Raw genomic sequence first — 25,469 nt, forward strand, 5'->3', positions numbered from 1 at the left:
TCACAGGCTCCCGGCTTTGTCGAGGAACAGGCAGGCCGCCAACAGATCGGCAGCGCCACCCGGAGAGGCATTCAGTTGCAGCAAGTGTTCATCCAAAAGGCGCAGTTGCCGGCGCCCGTCCAGCGTGGCGCTGCCACCGGCGTCCAGGACGGCGCGGGCCCCCTGCTGGACCGTGGCCAGCCCTTGTGGCCCGGCGCGCCAAAGCACGCAGGTGTCGGCCAGCGCCGCCATGATCGCCAGCAAGGCATCGAGCCGCGCGTGGGTTTCGCTGGCACCTAAGGCACGGCTGCGCTGCAGCTGTGGCAGGCCATGCGCGATAACCGCTGGGAAGCCCAATTGCGCCTGTTCACGGGCACCGCCGCTGCCATACCGGCGCCTTACCTGGGCACCATGGCTGTCTTCCGAGGTTGCGCCCGGGTCGTCGATCAGCGCGATGCGCCCGGCGCGGGCCGCCACTGCGCACGGGTCAGCGTGGGGACCCAGGGCACGGGCCGCCACCAGCAGCCCCAGGGCCCAGATCGCGCCTCGGTGGGTATTCACCCCGCCGGTGGTCGCCAGCATCGCGGCCTCGCCTTCGCGGCCTATGCGGCCTAGCGCAGTGCGCAAGGGCTGGCCGACGCCGCCAATGGCCCCGGCCGCTTCGGCCATCTGCCGCAGGCACGGCCACAGGGCCAGCGCCGACGCATGCATCAACGCCAGCGTCATGTCGGTGTGCGCACCGTTGCTGCGGCGGTCTACCAGGCCCGGTTTGGGCGACAGGTCGGCTTCGTCGATCAGGGCTTCTACTGCCAAATCCGCCAGGTGGTCGGCCAGAGGGATTTCGGTTGTCTGTTCAGCCCTCTTCGCGGGCAAGCCCGCTCCCACAGAGCCCCCAATGGCTTCAAGGCCCGTGACATACCTGTAGGAGCGAACTTGCTCGCGAAGCAGCCCTTGCGATTGCAGGTCGAGTACTTTCATCACCAGCTCCTGAACCGTGCGGGTGGGTTGTACAGGCCACCGGACCATTCCACCAGGTCGGCGATGCTGCGCGCAGCCAGCAGTTCACGGCTGGCATCGGTTCGGCGAATGCCCAAGTCCTCGGGCAACGCCACCAGGCCCTGCTGGCGCAGGCGCTGGGTGTCTTTGGGGTCATGCCGCAAGCCAATGGCGGTGACACCGGCCACGGCTGCAATCATCTGCTGGCGCTCCTCAAGGCTGCGCGCCTTGTACAGGTAAGCGATGCCTTCTTCGGTGAGCAAGTGGGTAACGTCGTCGCCGTAGATCATCACCGGTGCCAGCGGCATGCCGGCTTTTTTCGCCACTTCGACCGCATCGAGGGTTTCGACGAAGGTGGGCTTGCCGCCCTCCTGGTAGGTCTCGACCATCTGCACCACCAGCTTGCGGCCGCGCTCGAGCATTGTTTCGGGCACGGTCATGTCGAGCCAGGCCGGTGTCGCGTGGCGGCGCCCACGGGGGTCGTGGCCCATGTTCGGCGCACCGCCAAAGCCCGCCAGGCGGCCGCGGGTCACGGTCGAAGAATGGCCGTCGCCATCCACTTGCAACGTGGCGCCGATAAACAGGTCGACAGCGTACTGCCCCGCCAGCTGGCACATCATGCGGTTGGAGCGCAGCGAGCCGTCGCGGCCGGTGAAAAACACGTCCGGGCGTTGGGCGATGTAGTCTTCCATGCCCAGTTCAGTACCAAAACAATGCACGCTCTCGACCCAACCCGTTTCGATAGCGGGAATCAGCGTGGGGTGGGGGTTGAGCGTCCAGTTGCGGCAAATTTTGCCTTTCAGGCCAAGGGATTCGCCATAGGTCGGCAAGATCAGCTCGATGGCTGCGGTATTGAACCCAATGCCATGGTTCAGCGACTGCACCTGGTGTTTTTCATAGATGCCACGGATCGCCATCATCGCCATCAGCACATGCACCGGCTTGATGTGGCGTGGGTCGCGGGTGAACAGCGGCTCGATGTAGAACGGCTGGTCGGCGACCACCACGAAGTCGACCCAGGACGCGGGGATATCGACGCGCGGCAGGTCGTCGACCCGCTCCACCAATTGGTTGACCTGGGCAATGACGATGCCGTCACTGAAGGCGGCGGGTTCGACCAGGGCTGGGGTGTCTTCGGTGCTGGGGCCGGTATAGAGGTTGCCATCCCGGTCGGCCATGAAGCCCGCGACCAGGGTCACGTTGGGGATGAGGTCGACCAGCAGCCGGGAGTACAGCTCGATGTAGGTATGGATGGCGCCGACTTCGAGCAGGCCGTCTTCCAGCAGTTGCCCGATGCGCAGGCTCTGTGGCCCGGCGAACGAGAAGTCGAGCTTGCGGGCGATGCCCCGCTCGAACAGGTCGAGGTGTTCGGCACGGCTGACGCTGGGCATGATCATGTGCAAATCGTGCAGCCGCGCCGGGTCGACCTTGGCCAGTGAGCGGGAGAGAAAATCGGCCTGCTTCTGGTTGTTGCCTTCCAGCACCACCCGGTCGCCGGGGGCGAGTAACAGTTCCAGTGCCTCGACGATATGCGCGGTGGGCAGCACCACGCCGTCGGCGAGATGGCGGACCCGGTCGAGGCGGCGCTGCTTCTCGGCGCGCCGCCGCGACCATTGCGGCGGTGGATTCTTGGTTGTTGTCATGGTGACTCCACGGGTTCGCTGTCGTGGAGCCACCTTAGGGCGAGGCGTGAGGGTGCATCAATCAAGCTGGATGGGTGATCGTTACGCTCAGGTTAATGAATTGAGGGTGGGGTGGGCTTGGGGGTGTATGGCGTGATATTAGTGGGGGGGCGCAGATCGAGCGCCGCCCGCGCGGCGCTTCGCAGCACAAGGCTGCTCCCACATCTGTTTCGGGCCATTTATTCCTGTGGCATGGGCGCGCGGCCCCTTTGTGCGCACCTTGATATCGTGTCGGACAAACAAGGCGGTCGCGCGCAAATGGCACAGGCCGCACTGGCCCGAAACAAACGTAGGAGCGAGCGTTGCTCGCGATGCGCCGCGCGGGCGGCGCTCGATCTCCCAGGCGCTGCAAGGCTTAACCTGAACACAAGGCAAAAATGCAGAACACCCCTGCAGATTTGCCGATTGTGCACGACAAATTCGCATGACAGGATCCAGTGATCCTCCAGCGAACTCCAGACTTCACTTGGAAAATCAATAACAAAGCAGGGAGAACGCGATGACCGCGCATGCTTACACTTCGGCAACGGATCATGTCTTGGCTGAAGTCCGCAACCAGATTGGCCACCTGACCCTGAACCGCCCCGCCGGCCTCAATGCCCTGACCCTGGATATGGTGCGCAGCCTGCGCCAGCACTTCGAGCAATGGGCAGACGACCCGCAGGTGCGCGCAGTGATACTGCGTGGTGCGGGCCCAAAAGGTTTTTGCGCCGGTGGCGATATCCGCTCGCTGCACGACAGCTACAAAAACGCAGAACGCCTGCATGAAGACTTTTTCGTCGAGGAATACGCGCTCGACCTGTGCATCCATCATTACCGCAAACCGGTGCTGGTGCTGATGGACGGCTTCACCCTCGGCGGCGGCATGGGCCTGGCTCAAGGCTGTGACCTGCGGGTGGTGACCGAACGCAGCCGGCTGGGCATGCCGGAAGTCGGCATCGGCTATTTCCCGGATGTGGGCGGCAGCTATTTCCTCTCACGCCTCCCTGGCGAGTTGGGCACTTACCTCGGTGTCACTGGCACCCAGATCCAGGCCGCCGACGCGCTGTATTGCGGGCTCGCCGACTGGCATGTGCCCTGCGATAAACTCACCGCACTCGACCAGGGCCTGGACCGCCTGACCTTTGGCGACCACCCGCTCAAGGACCTGCAAGGCCTGCTGGCCAAGCTCGGCACTCAGGTGCTGGATGACGCGCCGCTGGAGAAGCTGCGCCCGGTCATCGACCACTTTTTTGCCCTCCCCGACCTGCCAGCGATCATCGAGCAACTGCGCACCGTCAGCATCGGCGACAGCCACCCATGGGCCCTGGCAACCGCCGACCAGCTGGAAAGCCGCTCGCCACTGGCCATGGCGGTTACGCTGGAAATGCTGCGCCGCGGTCGCCACCTGGCACTTGAGGCGTGCTTTGCCATGGAGCTGCACCTGGACCGCCAGTGGTTCCAGTACGGCGACATCATCGAGGGCGTGCGTGCCCTGATCATCGACAAGGACAAGCAGCCCCGCTGGAACCCGCCCACCCTGGCCGAGCTCGAGCGCCAGCGGGTCGACCAATTCTTCGAAGGCCTGTGAGCCCGGGAGTACACAGATGCAAGACCTGGAACTGAGCGAAGAGCAGATCATGATCCGCGACATGGCCCGGGACTTTTCCCGTGGCGAAATCGCGCCCCATGCCCAGGCCTGGGAAAAAGCCGGCTGGATCGATGATGGCGTGGTCCGCAAGATGGGCGAGCTGGGGCTGCTCGGCATGGTGGTGCCTGAAGCCTTCGGCGGCAGCTACACCGATTACGTCGCCTACGCCCTGGCCGTGGAAGAAATCGCCGCTGGCTGCGGCGCCACCGGGGCGATGATGAGCATCCACAACTCGGTGGGCTGCGGCCCGTTGCTGGCTTATGGCACAGCCGAACAGCAACAGGCTTGGTTGCCACGCCTGGCCACGGGCGAGGTGATTGGCTGCTTCTGCCTGACCGAACCCCAGGCCGGCTCCGAGGCGCACAACCTGCGCACCCGCGCCGAACGCGTGGAGGGCGAATGGGTAATCAACGGGTCCAAGCAGTTTGTCAGCAATGCCCGCCGAGCGGGCCTGGCGATCGTCTTTGCGGTGACCGACCCGGAACTGGGCAAGAAAGGCCTGTCGGCTTTCCTGGTACCCACTGACAACCCTGGCTTCAAGGTTGACCGCAGCGAGCACAAGATGGGCATCCGCGCCTCGGATACCTGCGCGGTGACCTTCGACAACTGCCGCATCCCGGCTGCCAATATGCTCGGTGAGCGAGGCAAGGGCCTGGCCATCGCCTTGTCCAACCTCGAAGGTGGGCGTATCGGCATTGCCGCGCAGGCATTGGGTATCGCCCGCGCCGCGTTCGAAGCCGCGCTGGTCTACTCCCGTGATCGGGTGCAGTTCGGCAAGCCGATCAACGAACACCAGAGCATCGCCAACCTGCTGGCCGACATGCAGGTACAGGTGAATGCCGCACGCCTGCTGATCCTGCATGCGGCCCGCTTGCGCAGCGCCGGCAAGCCGTGCCTGTCGGAGGCTTCGCAGGCCAAGCTGTTCGCGTCGGAAATGGCCGAGCGGGTATGTTCCATGGCCATCCAGGTGCATGGTGGCTATGGCTACCTGGAGGATTACCCGGTGGAACGCTATTACCGCGACGCACGGATCACGCAGATCTACGAAGGCTCGAGCGAGATCCAGCGGATGCTGATTGCCCGGGAGCTCAAGCACTATCCGCTGTAGCGAGTCGCCAAACCTGTGGGCGCCGGCAAGCCAGCCCCACAGGTTCCAGCTAAATCAGCCCGTTTCAGCGCCAGTACCGCTCATCATCCACTATCCGCGCATGGGCCTCGAACAGCGCGGGTAGCTGTTCCTTGAGGTAGTCGATCCAGGTACGCACCTTGGCATCCAGGTAGTGCCGCGACGGGTAGATCGCGTACAGCGCACACTCGCGCAGGCGATACGGGGCCAGCAGCCGGCGCAAACGCCCCTGCTCGATGGCCTGGCTGGCGGTGTAGAACGGCAACAGCCCGATGCCCATGCCCAACTCGCTGGCCAGCAGCATGGCGTCGGCTACGTTGGTCAGGAAGCTGTCTCGCGGCGCAATCACGCACTGATCGACGCCTTGCGGGAATACCCAGTCGCCTTCATACATCGGATACGCCATGCGCAGGCAACGATGATCATGCAGGTCTTCCGGCCTCTCGGGTACCCCAAAGGTTTCCAGGTAGCTGGGCGCGGCACAGGGGATGCTGAAGATGTCGCCCAAGGGCACTGCGATCAATTGCGAGTCCGGCAAGGCCCCGTCCACGGTGATCACCACGTCATGCCCTTCAGCCAGCGGGTCAGGGTTGCGTTGGGACAGGGTCAATTCGACCACCACCTCCGGGCACAGCGCGTTGTAGCCCGCCACCAGCGGCATCAGCAGCAGGCCCAGGCCGTGCGGGCAATGCAGGCGCAAGCGGCCACGGGGCGTGAGGTGCGCGCCGCGCGCTTCGCCCACGGCTTCTTCGGTCAACAACATGATTTGCCGGGCGCGCTCAAGAAAACGCTCGCCCGCCTCGCTCATGCGCAAACGGCGCGTGGTGCGGTGCAGCAGACGGGTCTGTAGCTGGTTTTCAAGCTCGGCAACGATGCGCGACACCTGCGCCGCTGAAATATCCAGGGCATTGGCAGCCGCCGCAAAGCTGCCGCACTCCACCACCCGGGTGAAGGTACGCATGGCATGCAGCATGTCCATGAGGGATGGGCTCCTTGTTCAATCTTATTCTTACGTTCAAGGCAGGAATCTATCACGGGTTAGCCCATTTATTGTGGATCACCAATGAATGCATCATTGGTAAAACATCGAAAAAGGAACCTGCCATGAAACGTTCGATCGCTGTGCTTGCCGTTACCGCTGCCCTCGCCTCGTTCGGCGCCTTGGCTGACGCGGGGTCTAACCAGCCTGTTGCCAACAGCAACTACGAATACGGCATGCCGCTGGATGTGGCCAAAGTCATCTCCATCACCCCAGCCAGCAATGCAGCCGATTGCCAGGTTGGCACCGCGCACATGGTCTACGTCGACCATCAAGGCCACACCCGCGAAATCAACTACCGGGAAATGGGTAACTGCTCGCAGCAGTGAGTCAGGCCAATACCTGGTTGATCCAGGTGATTTGCCGGGCGAAATCGTCGCGCTTTTCCTGTGGGATTGCATCCCGGGCGCGTTCGAAGTTGGCCAACGTCTGCTGCTTCTGACGCAACATGCGCTGCCATTTGGTCATGAACGCTGGGCTTTTCTCGCGCATCAACAGTGGGCCGAAGTACAGTTCTTCGGCGGTATACACCACTGCCTCACACGGTTCGGCGACGATGATTTCGTAGTCGAAGCGGTTCTCCCGCAGCAACTCTTCGCTGACGATGCGATAGCCATTGGTCATTAGCCAGCCCCGCAGCGCGCACTCGCCGCCGTTGGGTTGCAGGATCAGGCGCTCGGTGCCGTTCAAGCGATGCTTGCCGCGTTCCAGAATTTCGCACAGGGTGTCGCCGCCCATGCCGCAGAGACTGACGGCAGAGATCCGGTCATTTATTTCGATCGCTTCCAGCCCATCGGCCAGGCGAATGGTGATGCGTGCTTCCAAGCCATTGCGGCGCACATTGCGCTGAGCGGAGGCAAAGGGCGTCTGCGCCACTTCACCGGCCACGCCCGCTTCGATAGTGCCGCGCAGCATCAACGCTACCGGCAAGTAACCGTGGTCCGAGCCGATATCGGCCAGGCGCGCGCCGTGTGGCACATGCGCCGCCACGCGCTCCAGGCGCATGGAGAGTGTCTGTTCGTTCAACGTAAGCCCCTTGCTCGACAACCGGGCGCGATTCTGACGATCAGGGCGCGGCATTACAATGCGTAAAAGCCGAATGGCCCGGTTGCGGCAAGGGCAGCGGCTATTTACGCGCCTCCAGGATCAGGTTGAACGGTGTCTGCGTCGCACGCCGGAACCGAGTGAACCCCGCCTCTTCGAACACCGCCCGCAGCCGTGCCTCCCCGGCCTGGGCACCCAACCCCAATCCCACCTCCTGAGACAGCGAGTTCGGCGTGCAGATAAACGTCGACGCTGCGTAGAACAAGCGCCCAACCGGCGTCAGGTTGCCCTCCAGCGAGTCTTCGGCATACGGTTCCACCAGCATCACCGTGCCGTCAGCCTTCAAGGCACGGTAGGCATGGCGCGCCGCGCCCACTGGGTCCCCCATGTCGTGCAGGCAATCGAAGAAACACACCAGGTCATGGTCGTGGCCGGGGTAGTCCTTAGCGGTGGCCTGCTGGAAATGCACCCGCGCGCCCAACCCCGCCTCTTCGGCGCGCTGGTTGGCGGTGGCGATGGATGGCCCGTGATAGTCGTAGCCGACAAAGGTCGATGCAGGAAACGCCTGGGCCATGACCAACGTCGAGGCGCCATGGCCACAGCCCACATCGGCCACCTTGGCGCCCGCTTGCAGTTTCGCCACTACCCCGTCCAGCGCCGGCAGCCACTCGGCCACCAGAAACGTCCGATAACCCGGCCGGAAGAACCGCTCGGTGCCGCTGAACATGCACGGGTGGTGGTCGCCCCACGCTAATCCGCCGTCGCCACGCATGGCCGCAACCAGCTTGTCTTTGTCGTGAAACAGCGCCGCCACCACCGCGGCGCCACCGGCCATGTAGGCCGGCGAATCCTCCAGCGCCAGGGCCATGGCCTGTTCTTCGGGCAGCACGAAACTGCCCTTGTCATGCACCATGTAGCCCGACGCCGCCTGGGCATTGAGCCATTCGCGCACCAGGCGCGGGTGGCAACCGGTCTTGGCCGCGAGCGCGTCGGGGGTGGTCGGCAGGCTGTCGGCCATCGCCCGGTACAGCCCGAGCTCGTCGCCCAGAATGACATTGGCCAGGGTCGCCGCAGCGCCCATGTCACCCACCAGCTTGCCCATGAATTCGTGAAGCCGTGCCTCGTCCATGACCTGCCCTCCTCTGCAAGAAGGCCACCGTCGACGAGGGAAGTCCGGGTCCGAGGGGGCGGTGGTCCGGTGATTAATTCGCTCACCACGACATTCGCCGTGATGTGCTGTGTAAGTGTAGATGGACAACATTCAGCCAAGCGCAGCCTGCAGAGTGCGCGCGCTTTTGTAGGAGCAGCCTTGTGCTGCGAAGAGGCCTGTGCGGCAACAACATCCTCAATAGCCAGACCGGCCCTTTCGCAGCACAAGGCTGCTCCTACAGCGCATTCGGCCTGTTTACGGTACTGACGGTGGATTCAGCTGCAACACCTCATTGGTATACGTCCACTCCTGCTGCACCCTGTCCGGGTGCTCGTTCAGGCGAATGCCGTAAGACGGCACGATCTGCTTGATCTTCGCTTGCCACTGCGGCGAGGCCACCTTGTCCTTGAACACCTTGTTCAACACATCCAGCATGATCGGCGGCGCGGTCGAGGCACCCGGTGAGGCCCCAAGCAGGCCGGCGATGCTGCCGTCCTTGGACGTGACCACTTCGGTACCCAACTTGAGCACCCCACCCTGGGCCTCGTCCTTCTTGATGATCTGCACCCGCTGGCCGGCTTGCCACAGGCGCCAGTCTTCCTTCTTGGCCTCGGGGAAGTAGGTGCGCAGCGCTTCGAAGCGGTCATCGTCCGACTGCAAAACCTGACCGACCAGGTATTGCACCAGATCGAACTCACGTACCCCTACCCTCACCATCGGCCAGGCGTTGTGCACACTGGCGCTGGCGAACAGGTCGAGCAACGAGCCCTGCTTGAGGAACTTGGTCGAGAAGGTAGCAAACGGCCCGAACAGGATCATGCGCTTGCCATCGAGGACACGGGTGTCCAGGTGCGGTACCGACATCGGCGGCGCGCCGGTTGCCGCAATGCCATAGGCCTTGGCCATGTGGCGCTGGGCAATGGCCGGGTTATCGGTGACCAGGAACGAACCACCGACCGGGAAGCCGGCATAGTCCTTGGCTTCATCGATGCCCGACTTCTGCAACAGGGGCAGCGCCGCGCCGCCGGCGCCGATGAACAGGAACTTGGCATCGGTGGCCGCCTGGCTGCCATCTTTCAGGTTCTTGTACTCGACATGCCAGGAGCCGTCGGCGTTGCGGGTGATGTCCTGTACCTCGCTCGACAGCTTGAGGTCGAAGTTAGGCCGAGTCTGCAGGTAACCCACATACTGCCGAGTGATCTCGCCAAAGTTGACGTCGGTACCGATCGGCGTCCAGGTCACGGCCAGTTTCTGATTGGGGTCGCGGCCCTCCATCATCAAGGGCACCCATTTGCGGATCTGTTCGTGGTCTTCGGAATACTGCATGGGCTTGAACAGCGGGCTGGCTTGCAACGCCTCATAACGTTTCTTCAGGAAGCGAATGTTGTCGTCGCCCCAGACGAAGCTCATGTGCGGCGTGGTGTTGATAAAGGAATGGGGGTTCTTCAATACGCCCTGCTTGACCTGCCAGGCAAGGAATTGGCGGGTGATCTGGAATGACTCGTTGATCTCCACGGCCTTACTGATGTCGATCTTGCCATCTTTTTCTGGCGTGTAGTTCAGCTCTGCCAAGGCCGAGTGGCCGGTACCGGCGTTGTTCCAGCCGTTGGAGCTTTCTTCGGCCACCTTGTCCAGGCGCTCGACCATCTCCATCGACCAGCCGGGCTCCAGCTCGTTGAGCCAGATAGCCAGGGTCGAACTCATGATGCCGCCGCCCACCAGCAGTACATCGACCTTTTTGGTTTCTGCGGCCTGGGCGTTGAGCATGACTGCGCCCAACCCCATGGCCAGCGCCAGGCCGGCCAGCGCCCGCTTCGCTTCGATCGTGATTTTCATGTCCTCTCCCGCGCGCCTCGTTGCTGTCCGTAAGTCCAGCACAAGCTTAGCTGACGGATTTACTCGGGCATTGATCCACGGCCTTCATCGATGGGGCTTGCAATCAGGGCATTCTCAAAATACTGTATGAATATTCAGTGTTTCGAGTCAGCCGCCATGCAACTCATCGCCAAACTCGGCATTCTTGCCGACGCCGCCAAGTACGATGCTTCCTGCGCCAGCAGCGGTGCCCCCAAGCGTAGTTCGCGCGGCAGCGAAGGCCTGGGTGCCACCGATGGCATGGGCATTTGCCACAGCTATACCCCGGACGGGCGCTGCGTATCGCTGCTCAAGGTGTTGCTGACCAACTTCTGCCTCTACGATTGCCAGTACTGCGTCAACCGGCGCTCCAGCAACGTGCCGCGGGCGCGCTTTACCTCAGAAGAGGTGGTGCGCCTGACCCTCGACTTCTACCGGCGCAACTGCATCAGCGGCCTGTTTCTCAGTTCGGGCATCATCCGCTCGGCCGACTACACCATGGAGCAATTGATCCGCGTGGCACGCCTGCTGCGCGAGGAGCACAACTTCCGCGGCTACATCCACCTCAAGACCATCCCCGATGCCGACCCGCTGCTGATCGAAGAAGCCGGGCGCCTGGCCGACCGCCTGAGCGTCAACATTGAGTTACCGACCGACGCCAGCCTCAAGCGCCTGGCCCCTGAGAAACACGCGCACACCATCCGCCAGGCCATGGCGGTCATTCACCACGGCCAGCAAGCGGTGGCCAACGAACCCAAGGCGCCGCGCTTTACCCCGGCCGGGCAAAGCACCCAGGTCATCGTCGGCGCAGACGCCACCGACGACAGCACCCTGCTGCGCAATGCCGAGTCCTTGTACCAGGGCTACGGCCTCAAGCGCGTGTACTACTCGGCTTTCAGCCCGATCCCCGACAGCCCCGACAGTGTGCCCCTGGCAGCGCCGCCGCTGCTGCGGGAACACCGCCTGTACCAAGCCGACTTCCTGCTGCGTGGCTATGGCTACAAGGCCGGCGAACTGCTGGCGCAAAGCGGCAACCTGGCACTGGACATCGACCCGAAGCTTGCGTGGGCGCTGGCCAACCGTGAGGTCTTCCCGCTGGATGTGAACCGCGCCGAGCCAGCCCTGCTGGCACGCATCCCGGGCATCGGCCTGCGCAGCGTGCAGCGTTTGGTAGCGCTGCGACGAGAGCGGCGCATCCGCTACGACGACCTGATTCAACTGCGCTGCGTGCTGGACAAAGCGCGCCCATTCATCGTCACCAGTGACTACCGCCCGGCCCAGGCCGAGCTGCGCAGCGGCCTGCTGCGCGAACGCCTGCGCGAACCCCAGGCACCGGTGCAAATGGGGTTATGGGGATGATCGCGCTCAACTGCGATGACAGCTTCGCCACCTGGCGTGACCAAGCCCGAACGCTGCTGGGCCATGGCATTGACCCAGCCGACGTCACCTGGTCACAAGGCCCGATCGATGATCTGCTGGCCATCCCTGCACCGCTGCCCCAAGGCCCCGGCCCGTTTCGCGGCAAAGTGCCAGCAGCGCTACTGAGCCAGCTGGAGCAGGCAGCCTGCTACCGCGGCGAGCAACGCTGGAACCTGCTGTACGAAGTGCTCTGGCGCGTGGCCCATGGTGACCGCACCGCGATGCTGGCCGGCGATCGCCTGGGCAGCGAATTGCACCGGCGCATCAAACAGGTCAGCCGTGAAGCCCATCACCTGCATGCCTTTGTACGCTTCGTGCCGCTACCCGAAGCGTTGGCGCAGCAGCTGCAACTGGACCTGGTCGCCTATTACGAACCCGCCCACGACATCCTGCACAGTGCCAGTGCGCATTTCGCCGACCGCCTGGGCCGGCAACGCTGGTTGATCGCCACCCCCGCCGACGCTATCCGCTTCGACGGCCAGGCCTTCGACTACCGGCGCACCTGCCCTGACGAGTGGCGGCAATGGGCACGCAATGCCGACGACCCCGGCGCCGAGCTGTGGCGCACCTACTATCGCCACACCTTCAACCCCGCCCGCCTCAACCCGGACGCGCTGCGCCTGCACATGCCGGGGCGGTTCTGGCGGCATTTGCCGGAAGGGATGCTGATACCCCAGCTCGAAGGCCTGGCGCGCCAGGGTAAGCAGCGGGATGGGCAGGCGCTGGAGGTGGCTGCGCAGCGCGGTAAGCAAATAAACGAGAACGGCCAGAGAATACCGAAATCCTCTGACCGATAACGGGCAAGCAAGATCCCGCCCCAGCACTCAGCCAAACAGCCTGGCAACACACCCCAGCTTCTTCTTGTACGACCGCCGCGCCTCCAGCGCCTGCTCCAGGCTCACCGGCAAAAAACGCGCCTGCTGATTAGGCTGCATCTGCCCGACCAGGTCCAGGTCGGCACTGATCACGGTGCCGATCATGGCGTACCCGCCTCCGGACACCGCATCGCGGTGCAGAATGATCGGCTCCAGCCCCGCCGGCACCTGGATCGAGCCGATCGGGTAGCAGCTGTCGACGATGTTCGAGGGGTCCGAGCCGGCGCCAAACGGCTGCTCACGCGGCTGGAAACTCAATGGGCTGCCGCCTTTGTAGCGGTAGCCGATTCGGTCTGCCTCGGAGCCGACGGTCCACGCCTCGGTAAAGAAGCGCTGCGCTGCTGCGTCGGTCAGGCGATGGAAATACAAGCCTGGGACCACCCGCAACACCACTTCGCCACCCAGCGACTGTCGCAACGCCATCGGCAGGCTTGCGCCGGCGCGGGTCTTGCCGCTGGGCACACCGACTGGCAGCACATCGCCTGCCAGCAACTTTCGCCCATGGTGCCCACCCAAGGCCCCCAGCGCGTAGGTCGATCGGCTGCCGAGCACCTCGGGCACATCGATACCCCCGGCGACGGCCAGGTACGCCCGGGCACCCGCCGTGGGGAAACCGAAGCGCAACACCTGCCCTGCCCTGACCGCGAACGCGGTGTCGGGGCGCTGCTCACGGCCGTCGAGCAATGCCGGCATCTGCGCGCCGCACACTGCCACCAGCGCATCCTGCTGGAACTCAAGTTCTGGGCCCACCAGCGCGCATTCAAGCCCCGCGGCGCCTGCCGGGTTGCCGACCAGATGGTTGGCTGCGCTCAAAGCGTACTGGTCAAGCGCCCCGGAAGGCGGAATGCCCAGGTGGTAATACCCCTCGCGACCGAGGTCCTGTACCGAGGTTGCCAGGCCGGGTTTGAGTACCTTGATCATGCCAGCACCTCCTGCAGCGTCTTGGGGTAGCCGACTGGGTCGGCGAGGAAGGCATCCAGGGAGAACGCCACCGGACGAATGCGCAGGTTGAAGCAACCGTCTTCCACATCCGCCACCGCCTGGTCATAGGCGCGGCGGTCGATCGGCTTGAACTGCACGATGTCACCCGGGCGGAAGAACACCATGTGCGCCTTGAGGTAGGCCAGCGTCTGCTGCGGGTCGTAGATCGGTGCCGGGGTGACGCCAAACATCTGGTAGCCCCCCGCCCCGCGCACCGAGTAGATGCAACCGAAGCAACCGCCATGGCCGAGGGTCAGCTTGGGCGTGTCGGTGCGTGGGCGCAGGTACTTGGGCACCTGCAGTTGCCGCTCGCGCTCGACCATCTGGAACATGAACGGCAGGCCGGCGACGAAGCCGACCATCGACACGAACCAGGGCGCGCCGCTGTGGGCAGCGATGAACGCCTCGACATCGGCCAGGCCGTTGACCCGCGCCGCATACTCAAGGTCGGTGCTGCTCGGGTCCTGGTGGCGATCGCGAAAACGCATCAGGGTTTCGTGGGTCCAAGGGTCGTTGTACAGCACCGGGATTTCGATGATGCGGGTGTGCAGCGAGCGCTCGGCCACCGCCTCTGCCTCGGCGCCGCGTACGGCTTCGAGCAGGGCCTCGGGGGCAATACGGTCAGGGTCGAAGCGGATCTGGAACGACGCGTTGGCCAGGCACACGTCGAGGACGCCCTCCAGGCCAAGCCGTTCCACCGCGCGGGTGACGGCCATGCCTTTGAAAAAGGCCTCCAGCGACATGCTGTCACTGACTTCGGCAAACAGGTGCTCGTCGGCACCGAAGCTGTAGCGGATCGGGGTAGAAGCAACCGGCTCGGCCATGACTGTTCCTTTTCTTGGAATCTTTATAGAAAGGCAGGCGAAATCAAATCGATGCAGCGGCCCCGGCCTAGGTGCGCCAGGTGCCGGTAAAACTCAGCGTGGCGCACGCACCTCGATACCGGCCTGATCCAGCGCCTTGCGCGTTGCCTCGACCAGGTCGAGCGCGCCGGGGGTATCGCTGTGCAGGCAAATGGAATCGAACGTGATGGCCAGGTCCTGCCCCTCGACCGTACGCACCAGGCCTTGCTGGCAAGCGCGCAGCACGCGCTCGGCGACGGCCTCGGGTTGGTAGCCGCGCACGTTGCGGGTGAACACGATGGAGCCGCTCATATCGTACTCGCGGTCGGCATAGAACTCGCGCACCACCGGCTGGCCAAGTTCTTGGGCAATACGGCAGATCACCGAGCCTGGCATGCAGTACAACAACAATTGCGGCTCGACCACGCGCAGGTTCTGCACCAACAGCCGGGCCGCCACCTCATCGCGCGCCAGGTGCATGTACAACGCGCCGTGGGGCTTGATGTGCTGCAAGGTCACACCTTGCGCACGGGCGATTTCACGCAGCGCACCCAGTTGATACAGGATGTCGTCGACCAGCTCCTGGGCGGTGGCATTGATGTGCCGGCGGCCGAAACCGACCAGGTCACGAAAGCCTGGGTGTGCACCGACGCCCACGCCCAGCGCCTTGGCCCGCTCGACGGTGCGGCGCATGGTGCCGGGGTCGCCGGCATGGAAGCCGGTGGCGATGTTGGCCGAGCTGATAAAAGCCATCAGCTCGTTGTCGACGCCATCACCGATGGTCCACGGGCCGAAGCCCTCACCCATGTCCGAATTGAAATCCACCACCTGCATGAACGTATCTCCTGGCACTTGTGACTGCATGCAAGCCACGTTAGATTTTCCACACCCCCTTGGGAAGATCTATAAACAGATAGGGTGTCTTCTGAAAATCAGATACACCGGGAGCCAACCGTGTCATTGACCCTGCGCCAGGTCCGCTACTTCGTCGCCACTGCCGAGATCGGCCAGATTTCACAGGCGGCGATCCACCTGAACATTTCCCAGTCGGCGGTGACCACCGCAATCAAGGAACTCGAGGCGATGCTCGGCGTGCTGCTGTTCCAGCGCTCGGCCCAGGGCATGAGCCTGACCGAGGCGGGCCGGCACTTTCTGAACCGCGCCTACGTGATTTTGCGCAGCGTCGACGATGCGCTGAACAGCCCGCTGCCAGACGTGCGCGCCAGCGGCCTGCTGCGCCTGGCGGCGAGCTATACGGTGATTGGCTACTTCTTGCCACACCACCTGCAACGCCTCGAACACTGGCACCCGGACGTGACCCTGGAAGTGCATGAGCAGGAGCGCAGCGCGATCGAGCAAGGGCTGCTGGAGGGGCGCTTCGACATGGCGGTGGTGCTCACCGCCAACCTCACCCACCCGGATATCGTCTCGGAAACCCTGTTCAACTCCGAGCGCCGGCTGTGGCTGCCCGGCCACCACCCGCTGTGCGAGCGCTCGGCGGTGAGCCTGGCCGATGTGGCCAGCGAACCGTTCATTCTGCTGACCGTGGACGAAGCCGAACAAAGTGCCATGCGTTACTGGGAGCAGGCCGGGCAGCGGCCCAGCGTGCGCGTGCGGACCAGCTCGGTGGAGGCCGTGCGCAGCATGGTTGCCAATGGCAGCGGCGTGGCGATCCTCTCTGATTTGGTGCACAGGCCCTGGTCGCTGGAAGGCAAGCGGATCGAAACGGTGACCATTAGCGACCCGGTCACGCCGATGAGCGTGGGCCTGGCCTGGCATCGCGAGCGGGCGTTCAGCCCGGCGATGCAGGCGTTGCGCAACTACTTTCATGGTGCATTTCTGGCACCGCAGCAGCTGTCGGCGCGGCGTTGAACCGGGGGGCTGCTTTGCAGCCCAATCGCCGGCAAGCCGGCTCCCACTGGGGCGACGCAAGCTTGAAGATTGCAGCCACTCCGTTTCACGCCGAACGTTCCGCCTGCAACGCCGTCATAACTGTGGCCGGTGCCGACACGCAGAGAGGACGCGAGATGACCCAACCCGACCCGTCATACATCAAGTGGCTCGAAGACCGTTCCATGCTCAAGGCCTCCCAGGAACGGGCCCGCCTGTATTCGGGTCAATCGCGCCTATGGCAGAACCCCTACGCCGAAGCCCAGCCCCGCCGCGCCACTGAAATCGCCTCGGTGTGGCTGACGGTCTACCCAGACGCCATCATTGCCCCCGAGGGTTGCTCGGTGCTGGCGGCCTTGGCCCACGAGGCGCTGTGGAAGCGTTTGTCGGAAATTGGCATACAAGGCGTGCACACTGGCCCGATCAAACAGTCCGGCGGCGTGCGTGGCCGCGAGTTTACCCCCAGCGTGGACGGTAACTTCGACCGCATCAGCTTTGACATCGACCCGCTCTACGGCAGCGAGCAGGACTTGATCCAGATGAGCCGCATGGCCGCTGCGCACAACGCTGTGACCATCGATGACCTGATCCCTTCGCACACCGGCAAAGGTGCCGACTTCCGCCTGGCTGAGCTGGCCCACGGGGCCTACCCTGGGCTCTACCACATGATCGAAGTGCGCGAGGAAGACTGGCCGCTGCTGCCCGAGGTGCCCGCAGGCCGTGATGCGGTCAACCTATTGCCGGCTGTGTGCGACGAGCTCAAGGCCCGCCACTACATCGTCGGCCAGTTGCAGCGGGTGATCTTCTTCGAGCCAGGGGTCAAGGAGACCGACTGGAGCGTCACCCCGCCCATCACCGGCGTCGATGGCAAGACCCGGCGCTGGGTGTACCTGCACTACTTCAAGGAAGGGCAGCCGTCGCTCAACTGGCTCGACCCAACCTTCGCCGCCCAGCAGATGATCATCGGGGATGCCCTGCATGCGCTGGACTGCCTGGGCGCGCGGGGCCTGCGCCTGGATGCCAATGGTTTTCTCGGGGTGGAAACGCGGCTCCAGGGCACCGCCTGGTCCGAAAGCCACCCGCTGTCGATCGTCGGCAACCAGTTGATTGGCGGCATGATTCGCAAGGCGGGCGGGTTCAGCTTTCAGGAGCTTAACCTGACAATCGACGACATAGCCCAGATGTCCACGGGCGGCGCCGATCTGTCCTATGACTTCATCACCCGCCCCGCCTATCAGCATGCACTGCTGACCGGCGACACCGAGTTCCTGCGCCTGATGCTCAAGGAAATGCACGCGTTTGGCATCGACCCGGCTTCCTTGATCCACGCCCTGCAAAACCATGACGAGCTGACCGTCGAACTGGTGCACTTCTGGACCCTGCATGCCCACGACATGTACCTGTTCAAGGGCCAGACCCTGCCTGGCAGTATCTTGCGCGAGCACATACGCGAAGAAATCTATGAGCGCCTGTCTGGCGAACATGCCCCCTACAACTTGCGCTTCGTCACCAATGGCATCAGTTGCACCACTGCCAGCCTGATCACCGCCGCGCTGGGTATCCGCGACCTTGAGCAGATCGACGCAGCGGATATCGAGCGCATCCAGAAAATCCACCTGCTGCTGGTGATGTACAACGCCATGCAGCCCGGCGTGGTCGCACTGTCCGGCTGGGACCTGGTCGGCGCCCTGCCCTTGCCTGCCGAGGCGGTGGCCGAACGGATGCTCGATGGCGACACCCGCTGGATCCACCGTGGCGGCTACGACCTGGCCGGGCTCGCCCCCGACGCTGAGGCGTCGGTGCGCGGCATGCCCCGGGCGCGGGCGCTCTACGGCAGCCTCGACAGCCAGCTCGAGAGCAGCGACTCGTTCGCCAGCAAGGTGAAAAAACTGCTGGCCGTGCGCCAGGCCTACGGCATCGCCACCAGCCGCCAAGTGCTGGTGCCCGAGGTCAGCAGCCCTGGGTTGCTGGTGATGGTGCACGAGCTGCCAGCGGGGCGCGGCATCCAGATCAGCGCACTGAACTTTGGCCAGACGGTCATTGCCGAGGAGCTGCTCTTGACCGGCTTCACACCGGGAACGGTGGTGGACATGATCAACGAGACGGTCGAGGGGGATTTGACTGAAGATGGGCGCTTGATGGTCAACCTGGAGCCGTACGAGGCGCTGTGCCTGCGCATCGTGAGCAGCAGCGGGCATGTTTGAAGGGCGGCGGCCGCCTTGCTTTTACCGCTTCAGAGGCATAGTTTCCGGGGGACTTCATTTTCCCGTGCCCAGGAGCAATTTCCATGTACACCGGCATCGTCCAGGCCGTTCGCCCGCTGCTTGCTGTGACCCCTTACCCAGGCCACCGGCAGTTCACCGTCGACCTCACCCCTGAACTGCTCGACGACCTCAAGATCGGCGCCAGCGTCAGTGTCGAGGGCACGTGCCTGTCCGTCACCGAGATCGACGGCACCCAGGTGAAGTTCGACGCCATGAATGCCACCCTCGAACGCACCAACCTGCGCTGCCTGACGGCCGGCCAAGGCGTGAACATCGAGCGCTCGGCGAAGATGAACGCGGAGGTTGGCGGCCACCTGATGGCCGGGCACATCGCCACCACCGCCGAGATCGTCGAACAGGTGATCGAAGAGACCGGTGCGTTCATCCGTTTCCGCATGCCAGCGCAATGGGCCAAGTACGTATTCCCCCGCGGCTTCCTGGGGGTCAACGGTTGCAGCCTGACCGTCGCCGATGTCGATGACAATGTCATCACCATCAACCTGATCCCCGAGACCTTGCGCCAGACCACCTTCGCCCACTACAAGGCTGGCCAGCTGCTCAACATCGAAGTGGACCACCAGACCATGGTGCTGGTCGATGTGGTCGAGCGAACGCTCAAAGGCACGCTGGCCCGCGAAACACTGCTGCGCTGAGCATGCTGCCCAACGCACTGCCCGCCCGCAACGCACGACGGCTGAAGCTGCAGGCCCTGCGCGGTCGCGTGGGCCTGGGGCTGGTCGCTGCGCTGTCGGTACTGGCCGGCATGACCGATGCCATCGGCCTGCTGGCGCTGGGTGATTTCGTGTCGTTCATGAGTGGCAACACCACCCGTCTGGCAGTGGCCATCAGCGAGGCGGACCTGGCCATGGTGCTGCGCCTGAGTGGCGCGGTGCTCGGCTTTGTCGCAGGCAACGCGCTGGGGGTGATGCTGGCCCGGGCCTGCCGACGCCGCGCCTGGCCGGTGCTGCTGATGGTCGCCGTTCTGCTTGGCATGGCGGCGGCCTGGCCGCTGCCCGCGACCTTTCCGGCGCTGCTGGCAGCGACGCTGGCGATGGGCATGATCAATGCCGTGGTTGAACAAGTGAATGGCCTGCCGATCGGCCTGACCTATGTCACCGGCGCCCTGTCCCGCTTCGGCCGCGGCTTGGGGCGCTGGTTGCTGGGCGAGCGGCGCAACGGCTGGCGGGTACAGCTGGTGCCTTGGGCTGGCATGCTGCTGGGCGCCGCACTGGGCGCCTGGCTTGAGCACCAACTGGGCCTGCAGGCGCTGGCAGGCAGTTGCGCGCTGGCGTGCCTGCTGGCCTTGGTGACACGGTTCATTCCGCGCTCTTGGCAACGCGGCTACATGCCGCGTTGATCAAACGCTGCGGGTAGCGCCGAAAAACCCTCGGCCCGTCCCTTAATCGATGCGCGGGTGTTGCTGCACCAGCAATTTGCGCTTGGCCTCAAGCTCGGCGATCTGCGTGTCGATGTCCTCGATCTTCTGCTCGATATTGTCGTGGTGCTCCTGCAACAGCTCGCGCGCTTCATCGATGTCCGACGCGGCAGGCGCTGCGCCGCGCAGCGGCTTGTTGGCGGTCTCTTTCATGGTCAGGCCAGTGATCAGGCCGATGGCCGCGATCACCATCAGGTAGTACGCCGGCATGTACAGGTTGCCGGTGCTTTCCACCAGCCAGGCCGCCAAGGTCGGGGTAAGCCCCGCGATCAGCACCGAGATGTTGAAGGCACTGGCCAACGCGCTGTAGCGGATATGCGTGGGGAACATCGCCGGCAACGTCGACGCCATCACGCCGATGAAGAAGTTCAGCAGCACCGCAATGATCAACAGCCCGGCAAAGATCAGCCCGAGCGCGCCGCTGTTGATCAGCATGAAGGCCGGGATGGCCAGCGCGAACAGACCGACACTGCCGACCATGATGAAAGGCCGGCGGCCGAACTTGTCGCTGAGCAGGCCGATGATCGGTTGCACGAACAGCATGCCGACCATGATCGCGATGATGATCAGCACCCCGTGGTCTTCGCTGTAATGCAGGTTGTGCGACAGGTAGCTGGGCATGTAGGTGAGCAGCATGTAGTACGTGACGTTGGTGGCGATCACCACGCCAATGCAAGTCACCAGGCTGCGCCAGTGTTGGGTGGCGACTTCCTTGAACGACACCTTGGGGCCGGAGGCCAGGCCTTCGCGGTCGCCTTGTTCGAGCTTCTCGACGTGTTGCTGGAACGCCGGTGTTTCTTCCAGCGCATGGCGCAGGTAGAGACCAATGATGCCCAGCGGCAGGGCCAGGAAGAACGGCAGGCGCCAGCCCCACTCAAGGAACTTCTCCTCGCCCAGCACGGTGGAAATCAACACCACCACACCTGCGCCGAGCACAAAGCCTGCGATCGAGCCGAAATCCAGCCAGCTGCCGAGGAAGCCGCGTTTGCGGTCGGGTGCGTACTCGGCGACGAAAATCGACGCCCCGGTGTATTCACCGCCCACCGAAAAGCCCTGGGCCATCTTGGCCAGCAACAGCAAGATGGGCGCCCAGATGCCGATGGTGGCATAGGACGGTATCAAGCCGATGGCAAAGGTGCTCAACGACATGATCACGATGGTCGCGGCGAGAATTTTCTGCCGGCCGAACTTGTCGCCCAGGGCGCCGAAGAACAACCCACCCAGCGGGCGAATCAGAAACGGTACCGAGAACGTCGCCAGGGCGGCGATCATTTGCACACTGGGGTCGGCGTTGGGGAAGAACACCTTGCCGAGCGCGTAAGCGACGAAGCCATAAACGCCGAAGTCGAACCACTCCATGGCGTTGCCCAGTGCGGCAGCGGTGATCGCTTTGCGCATCTTGGCGTCGTCGACGATGGTGATATCTTTCAAGCCAATTGGCTTGACGCTTTTCTTGCGAGATTTCATGCCCATTTCCTTGTCACTGAATGCTCTATGGCATCAGAGACAAAGGGACACAAAATAATTCAGCGCTTAGTAAATTTTTTGTGGCTAGAGGCCATCTGCGGGTATTCGCGGCTCTTGGAGGGCCGCGAATACCTTTTACTGATCAGATGCCTTCGCGGGCCAGGTCCATGGCGAAGTAGGTCAGGATCAGGTCGGCACCGGCGCGCTTGATGGCACCGATGCTCTCACGCACCACACGCCCTTCGTCGATGGCACCGGCGAGGCCGCCGAACTTGATCATCGCGTACTCGCCACTGACCTGATACGCCGCCAGCGGCAGGCGCGAGGCCGCGCGGATGTCGGCGATCACGTCCAGGTAGGCACCGGCCGGCTTGACCATCAGCACATCGGCCCCTTCCTGCTCGTCGAGCAACGATTCGCGCACGGCTTCGCGGCGGTTCATCGGGTTCATCTGGTAGCTCTTGCGGTCGCCTTTGAGCGCAGTGCCGCCCGCTTCGCGGAAGGGGCCATAGAGCGACGAGGCGAACTTGGTCGAGTAGGCCATGATGGCGGTGTCATGGAAGCCTGCGGCATCCAGAGCGCCGCGAATTGCCTGGACCTGGCCGTCCATCGCCGCCGATGGCGCGATGAAGTCGGCACCGGCTGCGGCCGCGACCACGGCCTGCTTGCCCAGGTTGGCCAGGGTGGCGTCGTTGTCCACGCCGTGGTCGTGCACCACGCCGCAATGGCCATGGCTGGTGTATTCGCAGAAGCAGGTGTCGGACATCACGATCATTTCCGGCACGGTGTCCTTGCAGATCCGCGCCATGCGCGCCACCAGGCCGTTTTCGTTCCAGGTGTCACTGCCAACCTCGTCCAGATGGTGCGAGACACCAAAGGTCATCACCGACTTGATGCCGGCGCGGGCGTAGCGCTCGATTTCCTGCGCCAACAGCTTTTCAGGGATGCGGTTGACGCCAGGCATGCTGGTGATCGGCACGAAATCGTCAATGCCTTCTTCGACGAAGATCGGCAGGATCAGGTCTTCAAGGCGAAACTCGGTTTCCTGGAAGATCGAGCGCAGGGATTCGTTCTGGCGCAGACGGCGCGGACGAACGGAGGGGAAACGGTTGGACATGACAGCTCCAGGGAATATGGACGGCGTACACCATATGCCTGTTGAGCTTCAGTGAAAAGGCTGAATGACGAGATTGTGTCTTGCGGTGGGGGTAATAGCGGGAGTTTGCAGCGCGTGTGCCGGCCCCTTCGCGGGTAAACCCGCTCCCACAGGGGTGGGGGCGCCCATCAGGTACAGCGCTTTGGGTAAAAGCGGCGCTGTACCTGTGGGTGACTGTTTACTGCAACCAGGGCGGTGGCGGTTCTTCGCCCTTGACCGGGCCGCGCTCGGCATCGGCCAGCGCCGCCCGGCGGCGGGCGTCGTCGAGCCGTGCGGCGTCGATTTCACGCAACACGCCATCCACATCGGCAGCCTCGTCATCCTCCTCGTACTCGCCGGTCAGCGGGCTGTCCGGTTTCAACTCGCCGGCCTCGTACAACGCCCACATTTCCTGCGCGTAACGGGTGCTCTTGAGCTCGGGGGCGAAGCGGCCGAAGTACAGCGCCATGTTGCCCACATCACGTTGCAACATGCTGAACGCATGGTTGTTACCGGCCGCATCCACCGCCTGCGGCAAGTCGATGATCACCGGGCCTTCCGGGCCAAGCAGCACATTGAACTCGGACAAGTCACCATGCACCAGCCCCGCGCACAGCATCAACACGATCTGGCGGACGACGAATGCATGGAACTCGCGGGCCTCGTCGGCTTCCAGGTGCACGTCGTTCAGGCGTGGCGCGGCATCGCCATCGGCGTCCGTCACCAGCTCCATCAACAGTACGCCATCCTGGAAATCATAAGGCTTGGGCACCCGGACACCGGCACTGGCCAGGCGGAACAGGGCCGCCACTTCGGCGTTCTGCCAGGCATCCTCGGCCTCTTTGCGGCCGTACTTGGAGCCTTTGGCCATGGCCCGGGCCTGGCGGCTGTTGCGGACCTTGCGGCCTTCCTGGTACTCGGCGGCCTGGCGGAAGCTACGTTTGTTGGCTTCTTTGTAGACCTTGGCGCAGCGCACTTGGGTACCGCAACGCACCACGTAGACGGCTGCTTCCTTGCCGCTCATCAAAGGTCGCAGTACTTCGTCGACCAGGCCGTCTTCGATCAGGGGTTCGATTCTTTTTGGAGTCTTCATCAGGCTTGAGTTCTGGGGTCCTGTGGCCGAGCCGTGGAGGTGGCGGTCATCCTCTCACAGCCTGATGGATCTTGCTCGTCTGTGATGCAACGTTCGTCTGTTCAGGGTGTTTCGGGCGCCTAGGCGCCCTGCCCCACAGCACTGCCTTGCGCCACCCGCGCCCGTCGGCGGGTGATCAACAACCCCGAGCACACCACGAACACCGCCAGCACCATTGTCGAAACCACTTCAAGGCGATGATCCGGGCGGAACAGCATCAGCACCAGCACGCTGCTGATGAACAGGATCACGCCCCAGGTCAGCCACGGGAACAGCCACATGCGGTAGCTCAGCGTCTTGCCCTGGGCGGTCAGGCGCTTGCGCAGGCGCAGCTGGGAAATGGCGATAACCAGATAAACCAGCAAGGCAATGGCGCCGGAGCTGGCCATTAGGAAGCCGAACACCTTGGCCGGCACCAGGTAGTTGGCGATTACCGCCAGGAACGCCGCCCCGGTGGACAACAGCACCGCGACAATCGGCGTACCGCTGCGGCTGGTCACCTGGGCACAGGCCGGCGCGTCACCCCGGCGGCTCAACGAATAGACCATGCGTGAGGCGGTGTACAACGACGAGTTCAGGCAGCTGGTCACCGAAGTCAGCACGACGAAGTCGATGATGGCCTTGGCATGCGGCACGCCGAGCGTATCCAGCACCGTGACATACGAGCCTTCAGTGGCCAGCCGTGGGTCGGTCCAGGGCACCAGCGCGATGACGATGAAGATCGACAGGATGTAGAACAGCGTGATCCGCCAGATCACCGAGTTGGTAGCCTTGGAGATGTGCTTGCCCGCCTCGTCGGACTCTGCAGCGGCAATGGTCACCACCTCGGCCCCAAGGAACGAGAACATGGTGATCAGCATGGCGCTGAGCACCGCGCCAAAGCCGTTGGGCATGAACCCACCGGTATCCCACAGGCGCGAAACACCGCTGACACCGGAGCTGGGCAGCAGGCCGAAAATGGCACAGGCACCCAGAATGATGAAGGCGACGATGGCAATGACCTTCACCAGCGCCAGCCAGAACTCGAATTCACCGTAGTTTTTCACGCTGAACAGGTTGGTGGCGGTCAGCAGCAGCGTGATCACCAACGACAATACCCAGATCTCCATCTGCGGCACGTAGGTGTTGATGATGGTGGCGGCAATGTTGGCTTCGATGGGGATGATCAGCACCCAGAACCACCAGTACAGCCAACCGATGGTGTAGCCGGCCCACTTGCCGATGGCAAGGTCGGCATAGGTGGAGAACGAGCCGGTGTCGGGCGAAGCGACTGCCATTTCCGCCAGCATGCGCATCACCAGCACCACCAACCCGCCGGCCAGGATATAGGCCAGGATGGTTGCAGGCCCGGCTTCGGCGATGGCCCGCCCAGAGCCAACGAACAGGCCGGCGCCGATCACCCCGGCAATGGACAGCATGGTGACATGCCGCGATTTCAATCCATGACTCAAATTGTTCTTGTCTGTTTGCATGGTCTTACCTTCTTATTCTTGTCATGCCCGCGCTAAGCCGTCAGCACGCATGGCTAG

At 63.6% G+C, this 25,469-nt stretch carries 22 protein-coding genes; 9 read left to right on the forward strand and 13 right to left on the reverse strand.

Going from position 1 to position 25,469, the window contains the following annotated elements; all coding sequences use genetic code 11:
- Together AC5PZ0_RS13155 and mdcA are read right to left on the reverse strand one after the other, a co-directional pair.
- A complete protein-coding gene (locus AC5PZ0_RS13155) occupies nt 1–957 on the reverse strand; it encodes a triphosphoribosyl-dephospho-CoA synthase (RefSeq protein ID WP_493855145.1) in 957 nt (318 codons plus the stop codon).
- Nucleotides 957–2,618 (reverse strand): malonate decarboxylase subunit alpha, encoded by a 1,662-nt coding sequence (gene mdcA / locus AC5PZ0_RS13160; protein ID WP_027593486.1) that lies wholly within the window; start codon nt 2,616–2,618, stop codon nt 957–959. Before mdcA ends, AC5PZ0_RS13155 begins: the two co-directional genes overlap by 1 nt.
- A 538-nt stretch (nt 2,619–3,156) precedes the next feature.
- Between mdcA and AC5PZ0_RS13165 the strand changes: the two genes are divergently transcribed.
- Both AC5PZ0_RS13165 and AC5PZ0_RS13170 read left to right on the forward strand, forming a co-directional pair.
- Nucleotides 3,157–4,227, forward strand: a complete 1,071-nt coding sequence (locus AC5PZ0_RS13165) for an enoyl-CoA hydratase/isomerase family protein (RefSeq protein WP_493855146.1) — start codon at nt 3,157–3,159, stop codon at nt 4,225–4,227.
- A 16-nt stretch (nt 4,228–4,243) separates the two neighbouring features.
- Nucleotides 4,244–5,395: an acyl-CoA dehydrogenase family protein gene (locus tag AC5PZ0_RS13170; RefSeq protein WP_099429168.1), complete on the forward strand. Its 1,152-nt coding sequence runs from the start codon at nt 4,244–4,246 to the stop codon at nt 5,393–5,395.
- Nucleotides 5,396–5,459: 64 nt separating this feature from the next.
- Here AC5PZ0_RS13170 and AC5PZ0_RS13175 read toward each other — a convergent pair whose 3' ends face one another.
- Complete coding sequence (locus AC5PZ0_RS13175) at nt 5,460–6,392, reverse strand: LysR family transcriptional regulator (RefSeq protein ID WP_027593489.1); 933 nt, start codon at nt 6,390–6,392, stop codon at nt 5,460–5,462.
- A gap of 125 nt (nt 6,393–6,517) precedes the next feature.
- Between AC5PZ0_RS13175 and AC5PZ0_RS13180 the strand changes: the two genes are divergently transcribed.
- The gene (locus AC5PZ0_RS13180) at nt 6,518–6,781 is read left to right on the forward strand and encodes a DUF2790 domain-containing protein (RefSeq protein WP_238213487.1); all 264 of its coding nucleotides are present in this window, start codon (nt 6,518–6,520) and stop codon (nt 6,779–6,781) included.
- A 1-nt stretch (nt 6,782) separates the two neighbouring features.
- Here AC5PZ0_RS13180 and AC5PZ0_RS13185 read toward each other — a convergent pair whose 3' ends face one another.
- The 3 genes from AC5PZ0_RS13185 to mqo form a co-directional block, all read right to left on the reverse strand.
- Nucleotides 6,783–7,478, reverse strand: coding sequence for a tRNA (adenine(22)-N(1))-methyltransferase (locus tag AC5PZ0_RS13185; RefSeq protein WP_493855147.1), 696 nt, complete (start codon nt 7,476–7,478; stop codon nt 6,783–6,785).
- A 100-nt stretch (nt 7,479–7,578) separates the two neighbouring features.
- Nucleotides 7,579–8,625, reverse strand: a complete 1,047-nt coding sequence (locus AC5PZ0_RS13190; protein WP_027593492.1) for a class I SAM-dependent methyltransferase — start codon at nt 8,623–8,625, stop codon at nt 7,579–7,581.
- A gap of 276 nt (nt 8,626–8,901) precedes the next feature.
- Nucleotides 8,902–10,482 (reverse strand): malate dehydrogenase (quinone), encoded by a 1,581-nt coding sequence (gene mqo / locus AC5PZ0_RS13195; protein WP_493855148.1) that lies wholly within the window; start codon nt 10,480–10,482, stop codon nt 8,902–8,904.
- A 156-nt stretch (nt 10,483–10,638) separates the two neighbouring features.
- Here mqo and AC5PZ0_RS13200 point away from each other — a divergent pair, with 156 nt between their 5' ends.
- On the forward strand, nt 10,639–11,859 hold the full coding sequence (locus AC5PZ0_RS13200) for a putative DNA modification/repair radical SAM protein (protein ID WP_493855149.1): 1,221 nt from the start codon (nt 10,639–10,641) through the stop codon (nt 11,857–11,859).
- The gene (locus tag AC5PZ0_RS13205; protein WP_186703545.1) at nt 11,850–12,716 is read left to right on the forward strand and encodes a TIGR03915 family putative DNA repair protein; all 867 of its coding nucleotides are present in this window, start codon (nt 11,850–11,852) and stop codon (nt 12,714–12,716) included. The genes AC5PZ0_RS13200 and AC5PZ0_RS13205 overlap by 10 nt, the downstream gene beginning before the upstream one ends.
- A 27-nt stretch (nt 12,717–12,743) precedes the next feature.
- Here the strand turns inward: AC5PZ0_RS13205 and AC5PZ0_RS13210 are convergent, their stop codons facing one another.
- The 3 genes from AC5PZ0_RS13210 to AC5PZ0_RS13220 all read right to left on the reverse strand — a co-directional run bounded on the left by AC5PZ0_RS13210 (nt 12,744) and on the right by AC5PZ0_RS13220 (nt 15,451).
- On the reverse strand, nt 12,744–13,715 hold the full coding sequence (locus AC5PZ0_RS13210; RefSeq protein ID WP_027593496.1) for a 5-oxoprolinase subunit C family protein: 972 nt from the start codon (nt 13,713–13,715) through the stop codon (nt 12,744–12,746).
- A complete protein-coding gene (locus tag AC5PZ0_RS13215) occupies nt 13,712–14,599 on the reverse strand; it encodes a 5-oxoprolinase subunit B family protein (RefSeq protein ID WP_027593497.1) in 888 nt (295 codons plus the stop codon). The genes AC5PZ0_RS13210 and AC5PZ0_RS13215 overlap by 4 nt, the downstream gene beginning before the upstream one ends.
- 93 nt (nt 14,600–14,692) lie before the next feature.
- On the reverse strand, nt 14,693–15,451 hold the full coding sequence (locus tag AC5PZ0_RS13220) for a 5-oxoprolinase subunit PxpA (protein ID WP_493855205.1): 759 nt from the start codon (nt 15,449–15,451) through the stop codon (nt 14,693–14,695).
- 120 nt (nt 15,452–15,571) lie between these two features.
- Between AC5PZ0_RS13220 and AC5PZ0_RS13225 the strand changes: the two genes are divergently transcribed.
- The 4 genes from AC5PZ0_RS13225 to AC5PZ0_RS13240 all read left to right on the forward strand — a co-directional run bounded on the left by AC5PZ0_RS13225 (nt 15,572) and on the right by AC5PZ0_RS13240 (nt 20,128).
- Nucleotides 15,572–16,489, forward strand: coding sequence for a LysR family transcriptional regulator (locus AC5PZ0_RS13225; RefSeq protein ID WP_027593499.1), 918 nt, complete (start codon nt 15,572–15,574; stop codon nt 16,487–16,489).
- Nucleotides 16,490–16,644: 155 nt separating this feature from the next.
- Nucleotides 16,645–18,711, forward strand: coding sequence for a maltose alpha-D-glucosyltransferase (gene treS / locus AC5PZ0_RS13230; RefSeq protein ID WP_493855150.1), 2,067 nt, complete (start codon nt 16,645–16,647; stop codon nt 18,709–18,711).
- A gap of 83 nt (nt 18,712–18,794) precedes the next feature.
- Complete coding sequence (locus AC5PZ0_RS13235; protein ID WP_493855151.1) at nt 18,795–19,424, forward strand: riboflavin synthase subunit alpha; 630 nt, start codon at nt 18,795–18,797, stop codon at nt 19,422–19,424.
- A gap of 2 nt (nt 19,425–19,426) precedes the next feature.
- The gene (locus AC5PZ0_RS13240; RefSeq protein WP_493855152.1) at nt 19,427–20,128 is read left to right on the forward strand and encodes a YoaK family protein; all 702 of its coding nucleotides are present in this window, start codon (nt 19,427–19,429) and stop codon (nt 20,126–20,128) included.
- A 42-nt stretch (nt 20,129–20,170) separates the two neighbouring features.
- On the opposite strand, the gene proP is transcribed toward AC5PZ0_RS13240, so the two are convergent.
- From proP to gabP, 4 genes are all read right to left on the reverse strand, one after another.
- Nucleotides 20,171–21,673, reverse strand: coding sequence for a glycine betaine/L-proline transporter ProP (gene proP / locus AC5PZ0_RS13245; protein ID WP_027593503.1), 1,503 nt, complete (start codon nt 21,671–21,673; stop codon nt 20,171–20,173).
- Between the two features lie 142 nt (nt 21,674–21,815).
- Nucleotides 21,816–22,790 carry a porphobilinogen synthase gene (gene hemB / locus AC5PZ0_RS13250; RefSeq protein ID WP_027593504.1) on the reverse strand — a complete coding sequence of 325 codons (975 nt, stop codon included), beginning with the start codon at nt 22,788–22,790 and terminating at the stop codon, nt 21,816–21,818.
- A 217-nt stretch (nt 22,791–23,007) separates the two neighbouring features.
- Entirely contained in the window at nt 23,008–23,901 is an 894-nt protein-coding gene (locus AC5PZ0_RS13255; RefSeq protein ID WP_027593505.1) for a PA4780 family RIO1-like protein kinase, read from the reverse strand.
- A gap of 119 nt (nt 23,902–24,020) precedes the next feature.
- Entirely contained in the window at nt 24,021–25,412 is a 1,392-nt protein-coding gene (gene gabP / locus AC5PZ0_RS13260; RefSeq protein ID WP_027593506.1) for a GABA permease, read from the reverse strand.
- Nucleotides 25,413–25,469: the final 57 nt, after the last annotated feature.

The organism is Pseudomonas sp. 5.2, from assembly GCF_059025405.1.

Coding starts and splice junctions, on each gene's coding strand:
- AC5PZ0_RS13155 (WP_493855145.1), bottom strand. CDS start 957: ATGAAAGTACTCGACCTGCAATCGCAAGGGCTGCTTCGCGAGCAAGTT.
- mdcA (WP_027593486.1), bottom strand. CDS start 2,618: ATGACAACAACCAAGAATCCACCGCCGCAATGGTCGCGGCGGCGCGCC.
- AC5PZ0_RS13165 (WP_493855146.1), top strand. CDS start 3,157: ATGACCGCGCATGCTTACACTTCGGCAACGGATCATGTCTTGGCTGAA.
- AC5PZ0_RS13170 (WP_099429168.1), top strand. CDS start 4,244: ATGCAAGACCTGGAACTGAGCGAAGAGCAGATCATGATCCGCGACATG.
- AC5PZ0_RS13175 (WP_027593489.1), bottom strand. CDS start 6,392: ATGGACATGCTGCATGCCATGCGTACCTTCACCCGGGTGGTGGAGTGC.
- AC5PZ0_RS13180 (WP_238213487.1), top strand. CDS start 6,518: ATGAAACGTTCGATCGCTGTGCTTGCCGTTACCGCTGCCCTCGCCTCG.
- AC5PZ0_RS13190 (WP_027593492.1), bottom strand. CDS start 8,625: ATGGACGAGGCACGGCTTCACGAATTCATGGGCAAGCTGGTGGGTGAC.
- mqo (WP_493855148.1), bottom strand. CDS start 10,482: ATGAAAATCACGATCGAAGCGAAGCGGGCGCTGGCCGGCCTGGCGCTG.
- AC5PZ0_RS13200 (WP_493855149.1), top strand. CDS start 10,639: ATGCAACTCATCGCCAAACTCGGCATTCTTGCCGACGCCGCCAAGTAC.
- AC5PZ0_RS13205 (WP_186703545.1), top strand. CDS start 11,850: ATGGGGATGATCGCGCTCAACTGCGATGACAGCTTCGCCACCTGGCGT.
- AC5PZ0_RS13210 (WP_027593496.1), bottom strand. CDS start 13,715: ATGATCAAGGTACTCAAACCCGGCCTGGCAACCTCGGTACAGGACCTC.
- AC5PZ0_RS13215 (WP_027593497.1), bottom strand. CDS start 14,599: ATGGCCGAGCCGGTTGCTTCTACCCCGATCCGCTACAGCTTCGGTGCC.
- AC5PZ0_RS13220 (WP_493855205.1), bottom strand. CDS start 15,451: ATGCAGGTGGTGGATTTCAATTCGGACATGGGTGAGGGCTTCGGCCCG.
- treS (WP_493855150.1), top strand. CDS start 16,645: ATGACCCAACCCGACCCGTCATACATCAAGTGGCTCGAAGACCGTTCC.
- AC5PZ0_RS13235 (WP_493855151.1), top strand. CDS start 18,795: ATGTACACCGGCATCGTCCAGGCCGTTCGCCCGCTGCTTGCTGTGACC.
- AC5PZ0_RS13240 (WP_493855152.1), top strand. CDS start 19,427: ATGCTGCCCAACGCACTGCCCGCCCGCAACGCACGACGGCTGAAGCTG.
- proP (WP_027593503.1), bottom strand. CDS start 21,673: ATGAAATCTCGCAAGAAAAGCGTCAAGCCAATTGGCTTGAAAGATATC.
- hemB (WP_027593504.1), bottom strand. CDS start 22,790: ATGTCCAACCGTTTCCCCTCCGTTCGTCCGCGCCGTCTGCGCCAGAAC.
- AC5PZ0_RS13255 (WP_027593505.1), bottom strand. CDS start 23,901: ATGAAGACTCCAAAAAGAATCGAACCCCTGATCGAAGACGGCCTGGTC.
- gabP (WP_027593506.1), bottom strand. CDS start 25,412: ATGCAAACAGACAAGAACAATTTGAGTCATGGATTGAAATCGCGGCAT.